This window comes from Peredibacter sp. HCB2-198 (assembly GCF_045999315.1).
GTDB lineage: Bacteria > Bdellovibrionota > Bacteriovoracia > Bacteriovoracales > Bacteriovoracaceae > Peredibacter.
Genome location: NZ_CP174607.1, coordinates 1,643,338 through 1,662,309 on the forward strand (window position 1 = coordinate 1,643,338; position 18,972 = coordinate 1,662,309).

Genomic DNA, 18,972 nt, shown 5'->3' on the forward strand with positions numbered 1-18,972 from the left:
AACCCTCCCATCAAAACAACCTTTGGAGGGTTAAATGAAAACGATCACTTTCTTCTTAGCATGTGCAGTTGTTCTACCAACCTACGCGGCAAGTTTTAATCCGCTTCAAAAGCTTCAGGAGTCTCGTGCTCTGTATGCTGAGGTTCAGGTTGTGATTCATGAGAATCAAGCAAAGATCGAAGCTTTTAAGTCTGAGGCACTGGGAGCTGAAGAAGAGGTTCGTTCATTTAATCTAAACCATCCGGCCCTTAAAGAAACACTAGCTACATGTGCGAATCTCATGAATGCGAAAATGGAGGAGACGGGAAAGGAGTTGAGCAATCGTAATGAAAGTGAAGCGAGAGCTTCTTTAAAAACCCTAACTGAGATTGAAGAGAGTGTGAAACGTTATATTGATGCTGAAGAGTGTTCGAAATGCGATCCCGAGCTTCGAGAAGCAGCAATGAATAAGTATCAAGAGCGAGTTTTGACTCTTATGAAAGAGCTAAAACCGAGTCAGTATGCTTCCCGCGATGTGAATGATCTAGTGGACAGACATTTAAGTCGCAAGTTTTGTAAGTTCAATAAGTACTTTGTGTATGAGGACGATAAGATCACCAAAGGTGAGTTGGATCACATCGGTTGTACTTATCACGATAGCCTTGCCCCAGCGGAAATCTTGTCTGGTCGCTATACGGAGAGTCTTCTTTACATTGCTAAGAATGCACCAGTTAAGGTCGTGAGAAATTCTAAACGTAATGGTGAGCCTTCGAGCAAATTCACTGGCAAGACGGTAAGACTGACTCTGACCTATGACAAGTCGGTGATTACTGGCCTCGACAATATTCGCTTCCCAGTTGATGGGAACCCAATTTGGGTAATTCAAGACGAAATGTAGTTCATCCAGCCCTCTTTCCCGCAGGTTAGGAAGAGGGCAACTGTCTAAACTTTAGACAGTGGGAGAAAGAACTACAAATGAACCTAAGTGCAAAGAATAACTAGATAGAATGCAAATAAGGAGTTCCTATGCTTTTAAAGACTTTGGCCCTGGTTATGGGTCTGTCCGTTCTTCCTGTCTATGCTGGCGGAGAATCTGGTGGCGGTGGTGATTCATTAGAAGAACGTGTGGATGAAATTCGCGCGGATATTTTAACCTGGATCAATGCGGGTGGTTCTAAGTCATTAGTACTTCCGAACGATATCACGCATGAAAACTACGTAAGTCTCATGACTGATATTCTTCAACCTAAAAAAGTTGTTTTGGGTTTTGAAGAATCTGAGATCAATGTAGGTGGAGTTCCTAAAACTTGCCGTGGTTATATTTCGAAAGAAAATCAACGCCCACATATCCTTTGTAATATTGCTCGCTTTAAAGGAACAGGCGAGGCCGAACAGTATCGTCTGATTCACCATGAGTATGCTGGTCTTGTGAGAATTGAAAAGAACGATGGTGCCGCCTCTGATTATGCAATCTCATCGCAGTTAACAGACTATCTAAGAAGAAAGACAGTTCTTCGACTAGCAGTGGTGAAGAAAGAACAGAATCGAAACGGATTTGACCCGATTCAAAGTTTGGAAGAAGCACGCGCTCTTTATGTAAAGAGATTAGAGGCCTCAGGGAAACGGGCACAGGAAATTCAGGAATTTCGAGTTAAATCTGAAAAAGTATTGCAAAGCTTAAGAGATAAAAGCATTGATCCAACTATTAATGAAATCGTAAACGGTTGTGCAGACGAGCTTGAAGCAACTATTCCAAAATATGCAGCGCAATTTGATCAATCGAGACTTCGAACCGACAAAAACTTCGAAAATAAATTGCAGGACATAGAGAAAAGTATAAATAGATTTTTTGAAGCTGAAGAATGTACTCAATGCGATGAAGTGATTCGTGAGCAAACACTTCTGGCCTCAAAAGACAGCATTCTGAAAGCTTTAAGAGATCTCACTCAAGATCCTGATTATATTTATTCCGATAGACCGCGTGACTTCTATTGGGACGTACATAAGAGAGATTGTTCATTTAGAAAGCTCTTCAATATTGAACAAGATAAGCAGACGCAAGATCTCAGGCACAGTTCTGGCTCGACCTATAGCGAGTCGCTGACCTTGGAAGAGATTCTTTCTGGCAAATACGATAAGGCACTTCAGTTTCTCGGAAAAAATGGACCGATTAAAGTCGAAAGAACGGCAAGAAAACTTGGAACTAAGCCATATTCAAAGTTTAATGGAAAAAAGATCAAAATGGTTATGATCTATGATTCGAGCATCTTTGATGGCTATAGCGAAGTCGAATTCCCTGAATTTGGAAATCCCATTCATTTAATCGAGGGGGGTCTAAATGAAAACAAGTAAGCTATTACAAGCATTTTGTTTTTTAGCATGTTTAACAACGCTACCTGTATACGCTGCTGGCGGAGAATCTGGTGGCGGTGGTGATTCACTTGAAGAGCGCGTGAATGATATTCGTGCGGACATTTTAAAATGGATTAAAGCGGGTGGATCACGTTCTTTGAAGCTTCCCACTGATGTTACTCATGAAGATTATGTAAGTTTGATGACAGATATTCTTCAACCTCAGAAAGTTGTTATTGGTTTTGAGGAAGCTGACATCAATGTAGGAGGAGTGCCTAAAACCTGTAGAGGCTTTGTCTCAAAGGAAAATTCACGTCCTCATATCTTGTGTAATATTTCACGTTTTAAGGGAACCTCTGAATCAGGTCAGTATCGCCTGATTCACCACGAATATGCGGGCCTTGTAAGACTGGAAAGAAACGACGGTGCTGCTTCTGATTATGAGATCTCATCTCAGATCACTGATTATTTAAGGGTGCAGACTGTTTTAAGATTATCAGTTCTTGAAAGAATTGAAGGACAACAAAACGGTTTCGATCCTGTCCTCGAGCTTGAGAAGGCCAGAAGTCTTTTCCATAAGTTTTCAGAGCATGTTCAACGAAATGCTGAACTCAACGATCAGTTGATTGACCTTTATGATGAAGCGATAGCTGATCTGAGTGGCCACACATTTCCCGAATCAAATGTTCAAAATACAATTAGAGGATGTGCTTCTAATCTTGAAAAACTAAAAAATAGAGAGACGGAAAATTTCTCTATTTGGAACAACCACATCAAAAAGGTCAACGAAGAACAATTCGCGACTGTCGAGAAACATGTGCTTGGTTACATTCAAGCACAACAATGTAGACAGTGTGATCCAGAAGTTCGAAAAGAAACGCTGGTTAAATTTAAAAAAATCATTCTTGAAAACGTTCGAGAATTAGAGATCAATGAATTCGAAAAGGTGTCTCATGAGTATAACGTGTATACCCTCTATAACACTGCCATTTGTAATTTTAGAAATCTTTTAAAGATCCACGATGATAAGGATGCTGCTCGTTTCCTTAATGCTTCATTAGAAAGTAAAATGTATGCACCGGCCTTATCGGTCAAAGAAATTTCTGAAGGCAAGTATGATAAAGCACTCATGTTCATCGGAAAGAATTCTCCTGTAAATGTTTATAGAAGCGGTTCTGCAGTATTTGGTCCTCAATCTGGTTTAGATGGTAAAGTGGTAAGGATTCGTTTTAATTATAATTTTGATCCTATCGGTGGGGACTTTATTAGAAATATGAGCCAACATCCGAAGTTAACTAACCCCATTAAAATCATCCAGCGCGATCTCAAATAAGCTAGAAGAAGGCCCTTTTTAGGGCCTTTTTTTATAGGCCTAAGCATAAGTAGCTGAAACCAATGAAGTTGTGCGAGTGTAAAAATGCTTCACACCTCATTAAAGCAAGTAGTCAGCGGATGGAGGATTTGGATAGAACAAGACTCTTTAAAAATTTAATCAATGATTAGGTGCGGATCTCATGTCTTACACGTCTTTCGCAGATTTTCTTCATTCAAAGTATCTTGAACGCCAGCAGCGAAATGCCAAGTACTCACTGCGCTCTTTCTCCCGCGACATGGGGATTTCTTCCGGAAGACTCACAAATTTATTAAAAGGCAGAGACATTCCAGGTGATGAAACGATCGAGAAGTTTTTTTCGATCTTCAACCTCGCAGAAGAAGAAAGACAAAGACTTAAAAAAATCATTTATTCTCAAAAGTATCTTCGTCGTGGCCCGGGCTTCTCAAAGCAACTTAACGAAGAAGAATTTAATCGGATCTCGGACTGGAAGACCTGGTCAGTGTTTACGATGTTTCAGGCCTCGGATTATTTACCAAATATCGTCTGGTTTTCTCAGAAGTTAAAACTCTCAGTCGAAGAGATCGACATTGGTCTAAAAAAGCTATTGGACGTAGGTCTAATTGCAGAGAAAGATGGATTTTATGAACTCATCTATCAGAGCGTAACCACAACGAATGATGTTCCATCCACGTCCATTCGCAAATTTCATAAAGAGTTTATTCCGATTGGGTTGAAGTCTCTGGATAAAGTACCGGTTGAACAGAGAGATGTCTCGAGCCTGACTTTTTGTATCGATAAGAACATGCTCCCTGAGTATAAGAAAGCGCTGGCCGAATTTCGAGCTAAGCTTTCACAGATTGCCAGACAAAATGATGTTTCAAATGAGCTTTATCAGCTCAATATTCAGTTTTTCCCTGTGGCCTTCGAAGGTAATAACGAATGAATAAAAAATTCTTTTCGCTTTTGTTTTTTATTGTTCTATCTTTCTCTTCTTTTGCTGGAAACGAAGTCGGCAATGGCGGAGGGGTCCTTTATCATCTGGAGAGTAAAACTCCCGTAATGTTTTTTGATGCCTATGAAACTGAAGCGAGATATGGCTATCGAATTCAGTGGCCAAGAGATTTGTCGGATGAATATAAAGTCGCAATGTCCTTCACAAGCCGCCTTGCCAAGTATGATCCTAAACTGCAAAAACAATTGAATGGTTGGATTAAATCATTTTATGCCGAGGCATCCTTCTCACAATCTGACCTCCCACTTATTTTTGATATGGGTACCGGCATTCACATTCCTGAATGGAGCGGGGTGGCCCAGTTGATCATTCAAACTAAGCATGGCTATATTCTAAATCAGCGCTACTGGAACAAGCTGTCGACTGAACAAAAGGGTGTCGCAATTCTTCACGAAGTGGTTTATCGAAAAGCTCTTGAAGTTAATCCAAGGCTTTTTTTATCTGAGAAGGTCAGAATATTTGTGGCCATTTTAATTTCGAATGAACTTCGCTTTTTCACGGCGAATGGCTATCAAGGGCTCCTTCAGCATCTTGAATTGAAGTAATTTTCCTTTGGATTGTTAAGATTGTTAGGGTTTCGACCAGATACTCTAGAGCTATTCCCAAGCTCATTCATCTCTGGCAAATATGCGGTCATTAACTTAACACCAACAGGAGTTATTATGAAAATGATCGCAGCTCTCACGCTATTTTCTCTCTCACTTTCGGCATTCGCAGTTACAAAGTCTGTTCAAGCGGATTTCACAAATCTTTATAGAGGCTACAGTGCTGGCTCTTATAAAGTGGATTTTAAGCTGGCCTCGAAACCATCATTATCAACAGCGCAAATTTCAACTCAAGTTCACCGTAACGATAACGACTTTACTTGCGTCACTTCTGCCAAATTTGAAGTTGGTCAGATGACTTTCTCAATCGCTCAGAACGGTTCTTCTTGGAAGAAAGTAACAACTCAAAAGATCTTCGGTGAAGTCTCTCATACTGTAGATGGCACTGAGTGTGATCTTTCCCTTGAGAATCTTGCTTCTCAAAACACACTTTATGTAACAGTGACTCCGCAAAACAATCCAGTTGAGCTTCCAGTAAAGGCCTTCCCTGGCTACGAGAAGACCCAAGTGTACCTTGTGCCATTTGACGGTTATGTTTATGTTGATGCCGATATTAAGCTTGTGAATAATTCTCTGGTTTTAAATCCAGCGGGCTTTCTTTCTGAAAGAAGTGTGTTCTCTAGGAACACTGATAACCTTCGTAGAATGTTCTTCTACGTTCAGTCTTCAACAGGTTCTTCGCACCTTTCCCTTGGTAACGGTCACATTTCTCTATAATTGATTGATTGATGGATGGGCCAGGGGAAACCCTGGTCTTTTTATTTTCCGCTATCTTCGTAGGCCTTTTTGAGGGTCTTTTTCATGACTTTCACAGATGTTTCCCAGTCTTCAGTTGTCACTGTTTCAAGGTCTTTAGCATAGGCAGAAACATTTTTAGTGGTTCCACCCAAAGAGGTTCTATGGAGTTGACCTAGAAGATAGAACTCATCCTCAATGACTTTTCCCATGTCTTTTTCACTTAAATCGGCCGAGTCGATGGATTTGTTGCCTTCAATTTTAAAGCGCATTTGATAAGGTTTGGTTCCGACGTCGACCACATCAAGTCTTTGGTTAAAGTCATTGCCCAGAAACTTTTTCATGGATGTTTCAACGCGTTTCTTGTCATTGATGTTTTTGGTCCAGCCAACAACACCACCATCCATAATTTGTTTCAGTTCGATAAATTCGATTTTCCCATTGATCTCAACCAGAGCGTGATAGCGATTACCGAAGGCGGAGCCACCACTTTCTTTCATTGTTCGGTAGACATCATGAACTTTGGTCTTCGCTCCAAATTTATCTTTGAAAACTTTTTCAACAGAGGCCTTTTCTTTTGGAGCTAAAGCGAAGTTTGGTTCACCCTTCACTTTGAAGCGAGGTCCCTGAGCGGTTTCAAGCACATCGGCCTTAGAAGCGTGGCCACCTTTTTGGGCCTTCGCTTGGAGTTCTTGAACATAAGGTGAGTAGGGACGCTTTGTACCAGCGAGACCCATTTTATAGGCCTCAATGAATTTTTCCTGCTTAAAGTCTCCCATATACGATGCGGACTGAGAAAGTCTCATCACGTCTAAAAACAGAGGAGCTTCGGCCACGTCATCAAAGTCATTGAAGGTGAATTTAGGAACGCCTTTATTGGAAACGATAAAACCAAAATTCTCGGCATGGGCATCTCCCACAATCTGGCCACGGTGATTTTTTAGCTTTTGATAGATCGGAAGAGTTTCCTTCACGTCAAAGGCCTCTTTGTAGTAATAGGGGACAAAGGCACGCATGAACATGTGCTTGTTCTTGGCGTTCTGAAAACGTAGAAGAATTTTTTGAGTGTCTTGATTTGGATAGTGCTCTAGCATCTTGGCAATGAGGTCCTTACATGGGGCCGCATGCAGCGAAAAACTGACGAAGAATAAAGGAATGAACTTAATCATACATTTCCTCGATGGCCTCATGAAGAGTGTCCAGACGTTTTTCTACTAGAGTTGGGAAATCGGGAGAGGACAAAAACTTTTCTAACTTGTCCTGCGTACCCATCGTAAGGTCTTGTTGAGAGCTATGACCGTCGGAGCGAGATAGTTCCATCGCAATGGCAAAGATGGTTTCGGACTCATCTTTAAATTGATCGAATTTGATTTTAATTTTTGAACCGTGATAGTTTTCTTTTGAGACGAATGAATGGTCTCCGGTCTTCCAGTGCTGTTTAATTTCCTGGCAAAGATTATCAATCATGCACAAGCAATGGTTTTAGGTTTTCATAGGACAATTCAGCTGGAATGCCTGCAGGTAAGCGAGGAGGTGCGGTTTTTTCTCCTACTTCAATTCTACGGGCATGAGTCATTTGTTGCTCGAAATAAATTTCCACTTTGGCCTTGTCGGACTCCGAAAGGGCCTTGAATGAATCTGCCGCCTTAACGATGGCAGGATTCTTCTTATAGTCATCACTCAAAACTTTTCCTGCTCTTATGTCATAGAACAAGTGCTTCACTTCCGAGACCTGATGAATGGCAGGGCCCCTCAGTTGTAGTTCACCTTGCACACCACTCTTATAAAGAACGTTCATGTGAAAGCTAGTGTAACCATTTTCATAACCGGTCTTAGGATCATTCTTAACAATGATTGGCTCAGGAACAGTCACCGCCTTACCTGCGTCCTTTTGCTTCTGGAGAGCAAGACGGTATTCACGGTCCGCGCGAACGATTTGATCAATCTGTTTATCTGAAAGATAAGGAATGCCTTCTTTACCCAAGACGCGGTAGTTAATGATTTCGGTGACCCGAGTTCCGTTTTTGATGTCTTTTGAAATCTGGTCAACAAATGCCTGAACCGTCTCCGGTGCAATTTTTCCATCCGGTCCAGTTTTCATAATGATTCGAGTTCCTAGACCATCACCGATGGCCGCGGCAACTTTTTTCACGTTATCAATACCAGCTTCGCCACGTTGATAAGCATTGAAGTCTTTTCTGAGAAGCTTCGCTAGAATTGAGTCTTCACCTTTGCTTCTCACAGAAACTTGGCCAAGTGACATATAGGAGTCTTTGATGTCATCGGCCGTTTTTTTCTCGAGCGCCTTAAGTGATTTAGAAACTTCGTGAGCGAAGCCTTCAAGTCTCTCAATGTGCTCCGGACCTCTGGCCTTTAACCAAGCCTCGCGTTCCGTTGCCGGAAAACGAGATGTCATGGTTTTGATCGATTCAGGATCAGTCTTCGGAGGAATGAGTCTTTCCGGATAATCCGGTAGACGAGTATGGGAAGAGGTCGCAGCGGCCATATCTTTAAAGTCTTCGCTCATAAGAACGATGGCCACATTTTCTCTGTCCTCGGGTTGTTTAAAATTAATCATGATGGATTTACCATCAGTCTGAGTACTGAATTTGAATCGTTGCTCTTTTACGACGGCCTCAGGAACAAATTCGACCTCGATATTATCAACCGCACCTGAGAGGCGCATGGCCGCAAGTCGACGGTGATCTAGGGTCCAGATTTTTCCGTCCTCATCTCTCCACACACGAAGTTTTGGAAGATCAGTAACTTTTAAAGTTCCGGCCTTAAGGGCCTTGGCATTATTGATAACGGTATAGCCGCCTTCAGAGTCATTTTGCGCAGAAATTTGCGAGAAACGAATTTCTTTAGCATCAACTACTGCAGAACCGAGTTTTTGACTCTTATCAAATTTTGGAACAGGGAGACCGAGTTCTTCAACATCATGATAACGAACGAGATTTCGGTTAAGTCCTTCTACCTCGGAGATTTTCCAAGGAACGACCCCGCCGTAATTGAGGCCTTCGATTTCTTTTTCAATTTGAGCGATGCTTTTATTAAGTTCAGGTGAGCGTTTCGGGACTGTTCCTTGAAGGAAAGTCTTGAGCATGCTTCTGCAACGAAGAATTTTGGCCGCAGAAACAGAGTCCTTCGCATAGACCTGCGTGAAGGCCAGAAGAAGGAGTAGTACAACTCCAAGTCTAATATTCATTCTTCGATTCAAATTCATTTCCATTCAAAACCTGACTAAAATTCTCATCGGCATGAATTTTCCTTAACTTAAGGACAAGTTTCTTTACTTGGCGCCAATGAGATCTAAGGCATTTGTTTCTTTAGTTTTAGGTTTCAGCTTAAAACGTTTTTGAAGTTCCTGTGAAAGCTGGACGAGGTTCTCTTCCTTTCCTGGTGTTACTTCTTCAATGGTGGTTTCAAACTTTTTATTTTGTCCGGCAGATGCTTTCACACCCAATCCTTTGACTGTAATTTCCGAAGTACTCAAACGATAAGCAGGTGAGTCGCCACTGACGGGAATGAGAAGATACTGTGTGCTCTCATCTTTTTGAGAGAGTACCGGTGCGACTTTTTTTCCATTCGTGTAGTTTAAGGCCATGCGAACAGATTCATCTGAGTCTTTAAGCGTGGAGGCAGGTTTTCGTGCCTGATCCGGATATGATGAAGAAACTTTCAGTTCAGCTTTCTTCTGAGTCAAAGCAAGATCCGTCGAATCATAATAGAGATCTTCATTGATGACTTGATTTTGCTTAATCAATTTGAATTTTATTTCTTTGCCGTTCTTGTCTTTGATAGCGAGAAGATCATTCTGAAGTTTCTCTACTTCTTGAAGAGAGTTCTTATCGCTTGCAACTAACTTGGCACCATTCACGACAGCACTCGCCGTGAGTGCAGGTTTGCTGATTTCTGGAATGTGACTTTCGGCCGGTTTAGGTGCTGGCGGATTAAAGTAGTGCACTTGAGCATCTTTAATACCCATCTGATCCTGGAAGAAAGCGATTCCTTTTTTCACTTGATCATTAGTTGGTTGGAAAGTTCCGGAAGCTCCGTCGAAATGGAACTGTCCTTTTTCATCCACCCAAAATTCTCCGGCCAGACGTAGATCTTTATTCTGATCACGAAGGATAGCGTGCTTTGATCCGTAATCACGCATTTTACCCGGACGAGTTTGAGCAAAACGAATCTTCTCATCATCCAAAACATAAGTGTAATAAGTATTAGGCTTGAGAAGTTTTGCAAAATCCTGATTATCTATATGGCCGATAAATGAAACATCTGAAAAAGTTTTCTGTGCCGTTCTTGCAACTGCACTTCTTCGATAAACGCCAGTGATCTCACGTGAAAGAGGAACAGGTCCTAATTTTAATTTTTGATCACCCATGATCTTGGCAACATCTTGACCGTGTTTGAATTCGATCATGTCCAATGGCTCATTGGATTTTGATTCAAGTTTGTGAAGAGCATTGAGGAGATTCATGGCACATGTTCGCCTGTAGGCCTCTCCGGCATAGGTGAGCTGAGTGAACAAAAGAGTAGCGGTCACTAGATAGCGAGTTTGGATTTTCATGTATCTTCCTGGCCTAAAGGGCCTCTTTTCTTATCGGAGCCTCCTGAAAATCCTCAAATGCATTGATCTAAGTGTCTGTAAACACGTAGGTGTAAGATTAAGTTTCTTGGCATTCTGAAAATAAAAACGAGAATTAACCCGCTCAATATGATCGGGTATTTAAGGAGATTCTCATGAGAAATTTGTTAATGAGTTCTGTGGTTGCTCTTACCATGACAAGCTCAGCATTTGCTATTTGTCCTCAGTGGACTGCCAAGCGTGTAGGTTCACTTGATAAAAATATGATTGATGAGGCAAGCGGCCTTGTTACATCTGTTCTTCAGAAAGGTAAATTCATTTGGGTCAACGATTCAGGTGCCGAGCCGGTTCTTTATGCAACAGGCATGGATGGAAAAGTTGTAAGAAAAGTTAAAATGGCGAATTTCCCAAACACAGATTTCGAAGCAATGGCCATGGGTCCTTGTCCATCTAATCGTGGTGAGAGCTGTATCTACGTTGGTGATATTGGAAGTGGAATGGGATGGAGATCATCTCTTAAAATCGGAATCTTCAAAGAAAAAGATTTTTGGTCTTTTGGTTCAATTCGTCCGGAGTACGTTATTGAAACCAAATATCCAAATGGCGTAAACAACTCTGAGGCCATGGTTGTTACACCAGAAGGTCAGATTCTTTTCCTTTCTAAAGCGGAAGGCAACACTCAAATTTTCGTTATTGCTCCGAATGGCAGAATGAGCCTCGTGGCAAGTGTTGATACAACGAAGATGCTTACGGGTACTCGTGGAAAAGGTCCTCTTATTACAGACGCGGCCATCTCTCCGGATGGTGATAAGCTTCTTATGCTTTCATACTCAGACATCATCGAAGTTAATTTGAAGTCACTGGTAGGTATTACACAGAGACAGTGGAAACCAGGTGTGGACTTTAATGTGATTAAGGGACCGGGCCTTCCACAGCAAGAGACTGTGACTTATGACGGGCAGAATTCTTTCATCATCTCTTCTGAATCTGAAGAAGAAGCGGATGGCGCTCCTCAAATCTATTCATATACTTGTAACGGTTTCTAAGTTTCAGTCGGCACCCGGAACGGGTGCCGATTAAATTTCCTTAATTCTTCACAGATCCAGTCAACCAAATCATTAAGTTTTTCATTACAGTTTCCGAAAAGAAGCTCGGAGAAAAATTTTATGAAATGGTTATTTCTGGCCCTCATCGTTTGTCCGACGGCTTACTCAAAGACCGCAAGCTTTGAACTTAAGGACAAGAAAAAAGTCACTATTACTCATCCTGATACATGGGAAACGGCCCGAGAGCTTTACGGCATTCCTCTTGCTGTATTGGGACCTTGGGCGAATGAGTCAAGACCAGTTCTCTCCATTCTTCCAACGAACGTAAAACAGGACAAACATAGGCCTGAAGATTTTCAAGAGCTGTTTGAGAACTTCAAGGTTGAGAAAGATGAATGGGTCAAATCTCATAAAGGTAAGCTTATCAAGTATGAGCCAACCACACAGGTTGAACCAAGAAAAGATTTAAAAGGCCACTTCATTGGTGCCGAGTTTGCCATTAATGGCATCCACTTCATTGAAAGAAGTTACTACCTTTACTGCAAGAACGAAGTTTATAACCTCAAGTATTCAATTCGTGATGAGCATCGCAAATATATACCAGAGCTTCAAAAGATGATTGGGGACTTCAAATGCGAGTAACATTTTTATTACCACTCCTAGTATTGTTCTCCTTTGTCGGAAATGCCTTCGGTAAGTCCGACCTTGAAGAGAGAATGGCCAAGTTTAAAAAACTGCAGGAAAGAGTAGAGAAGGAATGTCTCAAAAATCCGAAGTCTAGTAGTTATGAGATCACGGTCGATGGTAAAAAGCTCAAGTGTCATGAGCTTTTAGTCATTACCAACCAACTTAAAATTGAAATTGATAAAGAGATTACTGAGTTAAAGGCCTGTGAAGAAGATGGCAAAGGTCCAGTTCAGGCCCTTGCGGTTGATACTGGTAAGATCATAGAGCAATCAGGATCATGTAAACCTTCTCCGGATCAAAATCAGTGTATGACTAAATTTGGTTGTGCGGCCATGGCGGCAGTGGGACCAATGAAGGCCTTCATGGAAGTTTCGGGCAGGGCCTTTGATAATGCTTTCCTGAAAGAATGCTCGAAGCAGGGTAATGACTGCTTACTTAATCTATTAAGAGGTATTTTCGATTCAATCTGGTCGTCTCTAAATCTGGTATGGGATTTAGGTAAGATGGCGGTGACAAAAACAGGAGAGCTGCTTGGAATTGTAAAACGTTCTGAGATTGAGACCTCTGAGCGTGCCATGGCCGCTCAACAAGCGAGCCCTGGCTTCTTAAAACAAATGGCGAATGATCCTGTGGGAACTGTGAAGCAGATGGCGAGCACGCTTTATGAATCTCTTCAAGAAGCGGCCATGGAACATTATGGTTGCGAGAAGTGGGCAGGTCTTCCTTTTACATCTAAATGCGTGCAACCAATGACAACTTGGAACTGTGCCTCTTGTGCTCAAAAAGCACAGGTATACTGCGGTATCGGTGGTTATGCTGTCGGTGAAATTGCGACTGCGTTTCTGACCGGTGGTTTAGTGGCCGGCGGTAAATCAGTGATCGTTGGTTCATTGAAACTTGCAAGTGGTCCTGCTAAAAACGTGGCCTCTTTCATGAGTAAAACATTTCCTAAAACAACCAGTGTGACTACGAAGGCCGGTCAAGCGATTGGTTCAGTTGCAAAAACAACTCTGACTCTGGCAGAAAGAAGAGCGATTTATCTTTGGGACAATATGATGAAGAGTAAGAGCGTGACTGCCATCTCAAATGCAGCATCTCTTATGTCTAAGAGTGCAGTGGGTAAGATTGTTGGTACTGGTTTGAAACCAATCGGTGTGTACTTAAATGCCATGGATGATGCTTTCCGACTCGGATATAGTTCAGTGGATAATCTTGCTAACGGTGGCGCGAAAGCAGTTCCACAGAAAGTCGTTCAAGGTGCGAAACTCGCCGATCAAGCAGTGGGAGCCAAAGAGCCTACGATCATCATTGCTAAAGATCAGGCAAAAGCGACCCCAGGTATGGTGATTGTTGAATCCCCAAAACCCAAACCTCCTGTTCCATCAGTGGAGTCTCCTAGACCTTCAGAAGTAAGTTCAGGTAAAGCTCCAGCAAGTACCAAGGCACCAGAAGCGACTCCTGCAAAAGGTGTGACTATGACGGACGAAGACATTGATCTGGCCGCTCAAATGACAAAATACAAAACTGATGACGAGTATTTGAAACTTTATAAAGGTGAAGAACTGTATCCTGATCATCATAAAGATGTGACGGCCGCCATTCTCGCCCTTGAGAAGACCCAACCTCAGTTATCAAAGGCAGAAATTAGAAAGCAAATTGAGAGTATGATGAACTCATGCGAGTTATAATCCTCCTTCTCACCATTCTGCTGTGGTCGCTTCAGGCCCTATCGAAAGATGAGGTCGGACTACTGATCTCTCGGAACGAGTCGCACCTGACTCGTGCTGAGTTGATTCGAAGAGAGACGAAAGAATTGCGTCTTAATACGTTTACATTTAACGTAGATGATTTTGGTAAAGAGACCCTTGGACTTCTCGCTGAAGCGGCAGAACGTGGAGTGAAGGTAAGATTAACGATTGATGGTTTTGAAGGAACGCTTCCTAAGAACTATGCCATCTTGCGTGCGCTTGAAGCTTCCGGAGTTGAAGTCAAATTGTTCAACCCCGTTTTCCGAAAAATATTGTCCATTAACAATAGAAATCACCAAAAGAGTTTGATTGGTAGTGACTTTATGATTCTGGGTGACCGGAACATGACAGGTGACTATTTTAAACTTCGAAGCCCACAAAACTATATTGGAATGGATGTTTTGGTTAAAGGTAAAGAAGTCATCAATGCCAGAAACCATTATGATGAAATCTTTAATTCTGATCAGATGATGAGACACGCAGGTATTGCATTGAAAGATGCCGAATTAGAAGCGGCAAAGGTTGAGCTGGCCAGATGGAAAGAAGATGCCCAACAAATCGTTTCTCCTAGGAAAGCGCTGGAAGCGGGAAATTTAGACGTAACGAATAATATAAAATACATCGCAGACCGCTCAGATGGTAAATGGTCAAAAAAACCATATGCCCTTCATTTTAATATTGTGGAAATGATTGATGACGCTAAAAAAACGCTGGATTTTATGAATCCCTATGTGCTCCTCACGCCTGAAACCAAGAAGGCCGTGGAGCGTGCCATTCAGCGTGGAGTGAAAGTAAGAGTCCTTTCAAACTCTGCTGCAACTACAGATTCTCATTTAATGGGTATGGCCTGGGAATTTCAAAAGCAAAAGCTGGTTGGAATGGGCGTGGAAGTTCATGAATTGAAACCTGGGCATTTCCTCCATGCGAAAACTATCGTGAAAGATTTGGATGAAGTTTTTGTAGGAAGTTTTAACCTGGATCCTCGATCGCAAAATATCAATTTAGAGAATGGCGTTTTCATCAAAGATAAAAACGTAGCAAAAAAGATTGATGATTATAACAAACGTATTCGTGAACGTTTAATGGTTAAAGTAGAAAAAGAAGTTCTTCCAAAGAAACCTTCCATTGGTTACTGTGCCAAGCGCGGCCTTAGAAAAATGGTTTCAAAAATAATGTTTCCATTGCTCTAGAGTAAATGATGTACTACCTGTCGATCTTGTCCCTTGCATTTCTTTTTGCCCTTCCCGCAAAGGCCCTGCGACCTGAGGACATCGGTGCGACTCAATATGGCACCGGTTATGTTGCCGCAGCTGAAAAGTATCGCAAGAAAGTCACTAAATATGGCAATACTCATGGTTGGGACGAGGGCAAAATTCAAAAATACTACAAAGAGTTAGAAAAGGTCTTCTTAGTTCAATTTGAGAAGGTCCCTCACACTTTGAAGAAAACGGGACTGATTGAAGAGGAAAGAAAAACTTTTTTTCAAATGATCGCTCATCTCCAAGAAGAAGATCGCCTTCAAAAACCAACAGTCATCATGATTGGTAAGGACAAAGCAGTGGCGACAGACGGACACCATCGACTGAGAACCATGGTCTATTTGACTGAGATTCTGGAAGAAGGTGACAAGCTTTGGCCCGGAGAGGTCAAACACTCTCTGGCCCACGTGAACCGAGTGACTTCTAAAGGAGAGCTGATTTCTTCTCTGGATCTGGTTGATCCCATTGTGCTGGAAAATTTTTCCAAGAAAGCAAAGGCCCATGAGATCATGCAAGAACTTTTAGAAAGAAGATTAGGACTTTGGGACGATCCAAAGGACGATGCTCTCGCGGCCAAATACTACGGTCCTAAAAAAAGCCACCGGGCCCCTAAAAAAGATCTGGAATATCTTGCTTCGAAGTTGGGTATTACTGATGGCCCGGATGGAATCAAGTTCACTCCGATTTCTGAACTCCCTGATAGTTCAACGAGAACTTTAATGGGTCGCTATTTCGATTCTCGAAAAGTTAAAAAAGGTGCTGTTTTTAAAGACTATGTGGAATTTTATGTTGGATATGACGTCCGAGATATTGTGAAGGAAAGACCAGGATCTTATCCGAATCTAGAAAAAGTCATTGATCCTAAAACGTCTATTCAGGAACAGCAGAAGCTTATGGAAGCGGCCATGAATGAATTAGATTATATCTATGCCACAAAGAAAAGTTTAAGAGAGAAGACCGTTTCATTCGCCGTCACGGGCAATGAACAGGTTGAGAAGGCCATGCGTAAGCTAAAATATTCAATTTGCTCCCTCTCAAAACCTGCCAAGCTTAAAATTGATTAGATCATTCTTTCTCAATAATAAGTCGTGCCCCACGACGATTTGTTAGGTACATCCATGCCCAGGTGAAAAGAACGAAAAGTCGGTTCTTGAATCCAATCAAATAGTAGATGTGAACAACAAGCCAGGCCATCCACGCGACGAAGCCATGAATTTCGATTCCTCTGAACATGGCCACCGCACGAGAGCGACCAACTGTCGCCATTTGACCTTTGTCCACGTAACGAAACTCGGGAAGTTTTCTTCCGTCTAGTTGATGACGAATGTACTTAGCGACGAAACGGCCTTGTTGCATGGCCACTGGTGCAAGACCTGGGAGAGGCTTTTTCTCGGCCCCCCATTCATAGTGGGCCTGATCTCCGATCACAAAAATAGTTGGATGTCCTGGAATCGAGAGATCACGATTTACGATCACCCGGCCTTGGCGATCCAGTTCCACATTTAGTTTTTTATTCAAAGGATTGGCCGCAACTCCTGCTGCCCACAGGATGGTTGAGGCCTCAATGAAATGCTCACCGGCCATGATTCCATTTTCATTAATGTCCGAAACTTTGGAATTAACTCTGACTTCAACACCTAGTTCACCTAACTCTCTCACTGCTTCTCGAGAGAGCTCTTCTGTCATAGTGGGAAGAATTTTTGGGCCCGCCTCAATGAGGATGATTTTCGTTTGTTGGGGTTTAATGTGATCGAAATCCCTTAGGATACTATAGCGGGTGATTTCCCCGAGTGTTCCTGCAAGCTCTACACCTGTTGGACCGCCACCGACTACGACGAAGGTCGTGTAGAACTCTTGTTTTTTCTTATCTGCTTCTCGTTCTGCTTTCTCGAACGCAAGAAACACGCGACGACGAATTTCTGTCGCTTGCATGATGTTCTTAAGCCCGGGAGCAAAAGGCTCCCACTGAGGAGAGTTGAAGTAAGTGTAAGTAGAACCACAGGCCAGAATAAGATAGTCAAAATGAATCTTATTCGAGTCGGTTTGAATCCACTTTTCCTCTTTGTTGATTTCTTTTACTTCACCCAAAAGAATTTCCACCTGATCATGGGAAGCAAGCAGTGAACGAAGAGGGTAAGCAATCTCAGCGGGAGAAAGTCCGGCCATCGCCACTTGATAGAGTAAAGGTTGGAACAAGTGATAGTTTCGCTTATCAACGAGAGTAATTTTCAGATTTTTTGATTTCGCAAGTGCCTTAGCTGCGGCCAAACCACCAAACCCGCCGCCAATGACAACAACATGAGGAGTTTTCATGAGCGCATTTTATCAGAGTTAGGTGGAGCTTACGAGAGGGTGTGCATTAGCTTAACACGCTGAGGAAAATTATTGAAAAATGGCCGAATTCCCAACACCTTCTCTTACGACTTCCGGTTCGCCACTGCTAAAGTCCACAATGGTTGTTGAACCAACGAACTCGAACTCACCTGGATCAATGATCATGTCGATCATATTGCCAAAAGAATCTTCAATGAGGGCGCTGTAAAGAGGCATATCAGGGTCAGAGCCTTCCACCATTTCGTGAGAAAGGTGAGTGCTCAAGAGAACTCCATCGAAGTTATCAATGATCTTTCGGGCAAGATTACTTGGTGGAAAACGAATTCCTACCTGATGATCCACTTTCGAGGCCTTCAGGAACTTTGTAATTTTCTTCTGAGCTTCAAAAATAAATGTGTAGGAACCAGGGATCACCTTTTTCATTAGGCTGAAGGCACCATCGTCGATATAGGCAATTTCTTGTGCCATTTTGAAGGTGCAACAGAGGACAGTAAGGTGTTTGGTATTCTCAATGTGGCGAAGGCGATAAAGCTTGTCCACGCTGTCTTTATTGAAGGGATCACAGACAACGACCCAATTGGTCTCAGTCGGAAAACACAAAAGCCCCCCGGATCTTAAAATCTGGGAGGCCTTGGCGATAATTCGGTCATCTGGATTATGTTCTAAAACGTATTCAATCATTTAGTGTCCGCTGACACTCATCTCTCTTCCAAGTGATTTTGAACGGCGCTCGAAGAAGTTTTGAGATTCTTCTCTCTCAGACTCTTCTTTGCAAAGAATGCACATTTCAGAAGTTGGACGAGCAATGAGTCTCGAGTAAGTAATCGATTCCCCGCACTCATCACACATACCATACTGGTCAGATTCGATCTTACTTAAAGTTTTCATAATCTTCTTGTAGTAGAGACTTTCGCGGTTCGAAAAACGCATGTCTGCTGCTAGAAGGATATTGTCATTGGCCGAATCAACTTCGTCTTTCGCGCCAGTGATAGAATGATTCTCATATTCGCTTTTCTTCAGTTGAAAGTTTGCGCGGATACGCTCCGCTTCAGCTAAAAGTTTGTCTCTAAGCATCGTAAGTTGCTTGTCTGACAAATGACTGTTTAGTCGAACTGACATCCTAAGTTCTCCTCGTTACAGGTGTTGCGTGTATTGTAGAGAAAATTAAAACAAGACTTTTTTTTATTGCCAACTTTATAGAGTGGTCCAACGAGTTGATTTGTCTAACATTTACTTTCACGATTGCGAGTTAGTGTAAGGTTCTGATACATCTAGATCACAAAAA

The 18,972-nt window shown here is 42.2% G+C and carries 18 protein-coding genes; 11 read left to right on the forward strand and 7 right to left on the reverse strand.

Translation table 11 applies throughout. The annotated features are described in order from the left end of the window. The first annotated feature begins 34 nt into the window (after positions 1-34). From ACJVC5_RS08260 to ACJVC5_RS08285, 6 genes are all read left to right on the forward strand, one after another. Positions 35-877: a hypothetical protein gene (locus ACJVC5_RS08260; RefSeq protein ID WP_408098898.1), complete on the forward strand. Its 843-nt coding sequence runs from the start codon at positions 35-37 to the stop codon at positions 875-877. A 128-nt stretch (positions 878-1,005) separates the two neighbouring features. Then, the gene (locus tag ACJVC5_RS08265; RefSeq protein ID WP_408098899.1) at positions 1,006-2,331 is read left to right on the forward strand and encodes a hypothetical protein; all 1,326 of its coding nucleotides are present in this window, start codon (positions 1,006-1,008) and stop codon (positions 2,329-2,331) included. Next, positions 2,318-3,664, forward strand: coding sequence for a hypothetical protein (locus ACJVC5_RS08270; RefSeq protein ID WP_408098900.1), 1,347 nt, complete (start codon positions 2,318-2,320; stop codon positions 3,662-3,664). Before ACJVC5_RS08265 ends, ACJVC5_RS08270 begins: the two co-directional genes overlap by 14 nt. 181 nt (positions 3,665-3,845) lie before the next feature. After that, positions 3,846-4,610, forward strand: a complete 765-nt coding sequence (locus ACJVC5_RS08275; protein WP_408098901.1) for a TIGR02147 family protein — start codon at positions 3,846-3,848, stop codon at positions 4,608-4,610. Beyond that, entirely contained in the window at positions 4,607-5,224 is a 618-nt protein-coding gene (locus ACJVC5_RS08280; RefSeq protein ID WP_408098902.1) for a hypothetical protein, read from the forward strand. Before ACJVC5_RS08275 ends, ACJVC5_RS08280 begins: the two co-directional genes overlap by 4 nt. Before the next feature lie 117 nt (positions 5,225-5,341). After that, complete coding sequence (locus ACJVC5_RS08285; RefSeq protein ID WP_408098903.1) at positions 5,342-6,001, forward strand: hypothetical protein; 660 nt, start codon at positions 5,342-5,344, stop codon at positions 5,999-6,001. A gap of 41 nt (positions 6,002-6,042) precedes the next feature. Here ACJVC5_RS08285 and ACJVC5_RS08290 read toward each other — a convergent pair whose 3' ends face one another. From ACJVC5_RS08290 to ACJVC5_RS08305, 4 genes are all read right to left on the reverse strand, one after another. Further along, positions 6,043-7,188: a DUF2252 family protein gene (locus ACJVC5_RS08290; RefSeq protein ID WP_408098904.1), complete on the reverse strand. Its 1,146-nt coding sequence runs from the start codon at positions 7,186-7,188 to the stop codon at positions 6,043-6,045. Then, positions 7,181-7,486, reverse strand: a complete 306-nt coding sequence (locus ACJVC5_RS08295) for a hypothetical protein (protein WP_408098905.1) — start codon at positions 7,484-7,486, stop codon at positions 7,181-7,183. The genes ACJVC5_RS08290 and ACJVC5_RS08295 overlap by 8 nt, the downstream gene beginning before the upstream one ends. Then, positions 7,479-9,227: a hypothetical protein gene (locus tag ACJVC5_RS08300; RefSeq protein ID WP_408098906.1), complete on the reverse strand. Its 1,749-nt coding sequence runs from the start codon at positions 9,225-9,227 to the stop codon at positions 7,479-7,481. Before ACJVC5_RS08300 ends, ACJVC5_RS08295 begins: the two co-directional genes overlap by 8 nt. An 84-nt stretch (positions 9,228-9,311) precedes the next feature. Next, positions 9,312-10,595 carry a hypothetical protein gene (locus ACJVC5_RS08305; RefSeq protein WP_408098907.1) on the reverse strand — a complete coding sequence of 428 codons (1,284 nt, stop codon included), beginning with the start codon at positions 10,593-10,595 and terminating at the stop codon, positions 9,312-9,314. 173 nt (positions 10,596-10,768) lie between these two features. Between ACJVC5_RS08305 and ACJVC5_RS08310 the strand changes: the two genes are divergently transcribed. From ACJVC5_RS08310 to ACJVC5_RS08330, 5 genes are all read left to right on the forward strand, one after another. Beyond that, positions 10,769-11,659, forward strand: a complete 891-nt coding sequence (locus ACJVC5_RS08310; protein WP_408098908.1) for a hypothetical protein — start codon at positions 10,769-10,771, stop codon at positions 11,657-11,659. Positions 11,660-11,779: 120 nt separating this feature from the next. After that, positions 11,780-12,301, forward strand: a complete 522-nt coding sequence (locus ACJVC5_RS08315) for a hypothetical protein (RefSeq protein ID WP_408098909.1) — start codon at positions 11,780-11,782, stop codon at positions 12,299-12,301. 74 nt (positions 12,302-12,375) lie between these two features. Beyond that, positions 12,376-14,034 (forward strand): hypothetical protein, encoded by a 1,659-nt coding sequence (locus ACJVC5_RS08320; protein ID WP_408098910.1) that lies wholly within the window; start codon positions 12,376-12,378, stop codon positions 14,032-14,034. Then, complete coding sequence (locus ACJVC5_RS08325) at positions 14,022-15,284, forward strand: phospholipase D-like domain-containing protein (protein WP_408098911.1); 1,263 nt, start codon at positions 14,022-14,024, stop codon at positions 15,282-15,284. The genes ACJVC5_RS08320 and ACJVC5_RS08325 overlap by 13 nt, the downstream gene beginning before the upstream one ends. 5 nt (positions 15,285-15,289) lie before the next feature. Then, the gene (locus ACJVC5_RS08330) at positions 15,290-16,417 is read left to right on the forward strand and encodes a hypothetical protein (RefSeq protein ID WP_408098912.1); all 1,128 of its coding nucleotides are present in this window, start codon (positions 15,290-15,292) and stop codon (positions 16,415-16,417) included. Between the two features lies 1 nt (position 16,418). Here ACJVC5_RS08330 and ACJVC5_RS08335 read toward each other — a convergent pair whose 3' ends face one another. The 3 genes from ACJVC5_RS08335 to ACJVC5_RS08345 all read right to left on the reverse strand — a co-directional run bounded on the left by ACJVC5_RS08335 (position 16,419) and on the right by ACJVC5_RS08345 (position 18,806). Continuing rightward, positions 16,419-17,666, reverse strand: a complete 1,248-nt coding sequence (locus ACJVC5_RS08335) for an NAD(P)/FAD-dependent oxidoreductase (protein ID WP_408098913.1) — start codon at positions 17,664-17,666, stop codon at positions 16,419-16,421. 69 nt (positions 17,667-17,735) lie between these two features. Continuing rightward, complete coding sequence (locus ACJVC5_RS08340; RefSeq protein WP_408098914.1) at positions 17,736-18,368, reverse strand: L-threonylcarbamoyladenylate synthase; 633 nt, start codon at positions 18,366-18,368, stop codon at positions 17,736-17,738. Beyond that, the gene (locus ACJVC5_RS08345) at positions 18,369-18,806 is read right to left on the reverse strand and encodes a TraR/DksA family transcriptional regulator (RefSeq protein ID WP_408098915.1); all 438 of its coding nucleotides are present in this window, start codon (positions 18,804-18,806) and stop codon (positions 18,369-18,371) included. It abuts the gene before it with no gap. Between the last annotated feature and the right edge of the window lie 166 nt (positions 18,807-18,972).